The 3347-nt window shown below is 48.7% G+C and carries 2 protein-coding genes; both read right to left on the bottom strand.

Going from position 1 to position 3347, the window contains the following annotated elements:
• Nucleotides 1-30: 30 nt before the first annotated feature.
• Entirely contained in the window at nt 31-1488 is a 1458-nt protein-coding gene (locus tag ACTHUT_RS16245) for an oligopeptide:H+ symporter (protein ID WP_440419071.1), read from the bottom strand.
• A 705-nt stretch (nt 1489-2193) separates the two neighbouring features.
• Nucleotides 2194-3297 carry a peptide chain release factor 2 gene (gene prfB / locus ACTHUT_RS16240; protein WP_003681666.1) on the bottom strand — a complete coding sequence of 368 codons (1104 nt, stop codon included), beginning with the start codon at nt 3295-3297 and terminating at the stop codon, nt 2194-2196.
• Nucleotides 3298-3347: the final 50 nt, after the last annotated feature.

The following is a 3347-nucleotide window of genomic DNA, read 5'->3' as shown; positions in this document are numbered from 1 at the left end:
GTGTACATCACATTCATTTAAATAGAAAAATCAATCGACACCTTTGAGCATGCGGTTCAATACCGGGGCGAGTACCAGCAGGATACCGCAGGTTACTGCGCCGATGGTGGCCAGCATCCAGTAGAAATCCAATGGCGACTGAGCATTGTAGTAGTCTTTAAACAACACTCCGCCCAAGGTAAAGCCGATAGACAATGCCAAAAAATTCAACGCAACCATTTGTGTTTTAAACATGCTCGGTGCGATTTTGGTGGAAAACGACAGCGAAATCGGCGACAGCATCAACTCGCCTATCGTAATCGCCAGCAACACCAGCATAAACACGATAATCGGCATCGGGGTTTCGGATGAAATATACGGGATGAAACACAAATAGGAGACGCCGGTTACCAACATGGCCAGCGCAAACTTCAACGGCGTTTTAGGTTGGCGCTTGCCCATTTTCGTCCACACCGCCGCCATCACGCCGGAGAAGAGAACCACCCACATGGCCTGTATCGAGTCTTTCCATGAAACAGGCACAGTAAAGCCGAAGAAAGTACGGTCAACCGTTTCGTCGAAATAAACCGTTGCAACGGTGTACACCTGAAACCAAACCGCCCAGAACATACAAATGGTCAAAAACAGCGGAATATAGGCCATAATGTAACGTTTATTAGCAGCCTCAACCTGGCTGCTTCCCAGCAGGCGTGCAAAATAAGCGATAACGGTGATAATGACCACGCCCAAGAGCCAGCGGGAGAAGTTTTCAAGATTGAGCGCACCGGAAGCAATCACGCTGCCCAACACCAAAACCAGCAACACGCCGACAGCTATTGCAGTCTGTACCTTTTCAGGGCGCAACGGATTGGGAACCGGCGTATGCGGCAGGTCTTTACGGCCACGTGAATACCACAGCAGGCCAAATGCCATACCGACGGCCGCCGCGCCAAAGCCATAATGAAAACCCATGCGGTCTTGCAAAATACCGGTCAACAAAGGGCCTAAGAAACCACCGATATTGATGGAAATATAGAAAATGGAGAAACCGGCATCGCGCAATTCGCGCAGATCGTCCCGTTCATACAAAGAACCGACCATCGAACTGGCAGACGATTTCACGCCGCCGCTGCCCAGCGCGATAAACACCAAGCCCAACAGCAATCCCATCAAGCCCGGCACAATCGCCAATAAAATATGACCGGTCATCACGACGATACCGGCGATAAACAGGGTACGTTCCGAGCCCCAAATGCGGTCGGCCAACCACGCACCGAGAATGGTGGACAGGTAAACGCTGCCGCCGTACGCGCCGACAATGCCGCCGGCCAAGGCTTTATCCATACCCAAACCGCCTTGATTCGCGGCGTAATACAGATAAATCAACAGGATGCCCTGCATACCGTAGAAGGAAAAACGTTCCCACAGCTCAATATGGAATAGGGTGGATAATTGCAAAGGATGGCCGAAGAAGGTTTTCTCGGCAGAAGACGGCTTTTGACCGGACATTATGAGTTCTCCTATATATTAGACAGACTTAGGCTTCAGACGGCCTGTTATACCTACCAATCATTTTTATGGAAGCCATATATTACCGCCAATCTTTGCATTTGCAAAACATTAAAAAGCATATTTTTACAGAAAGATTAAGATTCGTATCTAAAAAGAACTCAATAGCTACATAACAAGGATATCGCGGCCATCTCCGTCATGCCCTACATATTCAAAAACCCATTAATTTTTAGATTTTCTATATTGTATTTTTCATGTGGCCGAAAACGGATATATTTACTGCGTTCGGTATTCCATTTAGGCTGATAAAACTTTAGAGTAGTTTCAGGCTGCCTGAAAACTATGTGATACAAATAACAGATAAAATAAAGCCCTACTTAAAAAAGTAGGGCTTAAAGAAATTGTTTATTTTTTGCCCCCACCAGATTTTCCGCTACCTGACGGGGGATTGTTACCACGTCCGCCGCCTGACGGATTACCTGTTTTGCTTGGCCAGTTTGGGTTACTGTTGCCTGTCTGATTATTTGCCATTATTGCTCCATTCTATACTTAAGTTTTCAGATACACGGACTTTTATTTCCGTTTCTATATTTTATAGATTTAGATTTTTTTTTCAATTTAATTTTTTCAGTAGTCGTAGGTATAGTTACTAACAAACAGGCCGTCTGAAATCTTTCAGACGGCCTGTTTATCTCTTACGGTTTACACACCTTGTTTCAGGCTGGCTTCGATGAAGCCGTCCAAGTCGCCGTCCAATACGGCTTTGGTGTTGCCGACTTCGTAGCCTGTGCGCAAGTCTTTAATGCGCGAGGAGTCCAAGACGTACGAACGGATTTGGCTGCCCCAACCCACATCGGACTTGCCTTCTTCCAACGCCTGTTTCTCTTCGTTGCGTTTGCGCATTTCCAATTCGTACAGTTTGGATTTCAACATTTCCATCGCGGCGGCTTTGTTGGCGTGTTGCGAACGGTCGTTTTGACATTGCACCACAATCCCTGTCGGCTCGTGGGTAATACGCACGGCGGAGTCGGTTTTGTTAATGTGCTGACCGCCGGCACCGGATGCACGGTAAGTGTCGATGCGCAAGTCGGCCGGGTTGATTTCGATTTCGATGGAATCGTCGATTTCGGGGTACACGAACACGGATGAAAAAGACGTATGGCGTTTGTTGTTGGAGTCAAACGGCGAATAGCGAACCAGGCGGTGAACGCCGGTTTCGGTACGCAGCAGGCCGTAGGCGTATTCGCCTTCCACGCGGATGGTGGCGCGGTTGATGCCTGCGATTTCGCCGTCGTCTTCTTCGAGGATTTCGATTTTGAAGCCTTTACGCTCGGCGTAGCGGCTGTACATGCGGAACAGCATGCCCGCCCAATCTTCGGCTTCGGTACCGCCTGCGCCTGCGGTAATGTCGATAAAGCAGTTGTTCGGGTCGGCAGGCTGGTTGAACATTCGTTTGAATTCGAGGTCGGCCATTTGTTTTTCCAAGCCGGCCACATCTTCCTGCACGGCGGCGAAACCTTCTTCGTCGTTTTCTTCGACGGCCATTTCGATCAGCATTCGGTTGTCTTCGATACCTGTGGCGATGTTGTCGAGGGTCACCACGATGCCTTCGAGGATTTTGCGCTCTTTGCCGATTTCTTGGGCGCGTTTGGGGTCGTTCCAGAGTTCCGGATCTTCGGAGAGGCCGACGACTTCTTCAAGGCGGTCTTTTTTGCCTTGATAGTCCATATAGACGCGGATGTCTTCGCTGCGCTTCTCCAAGTCGTTTAGGGTGTTGTTAAGCTGGTTGATTACTTCGGCTTCCATGATTCTTGTGTTCTTTCAAAATTTTAGGGGCGTATTGTAAGGGATTTGCC

Source organism: Neisseria sp. P0022.S010, assembly GCF_051956635.1.
This window is presented reverse-complemented; position numbering and strand designations above follow the sequence as displayed.

Bases quoted from the DNA above. Each gene is read 5' to 3' on its own strand.
- ACTHUT_RS16245 (WP_440419071.1), bottom strand. From the start codon at position 1,488: ATGTCCGGTCAAAAGCCGTCTTCTGCCGAGAAAACCTTCTTCGGCCAT.
- prfB (WP_003681666.1), bottom strand. From the start codon at position 3,297: ATGGAAGCCGAAGTAATCAACCAGCTTAACAACACCCTAAACGACTTG.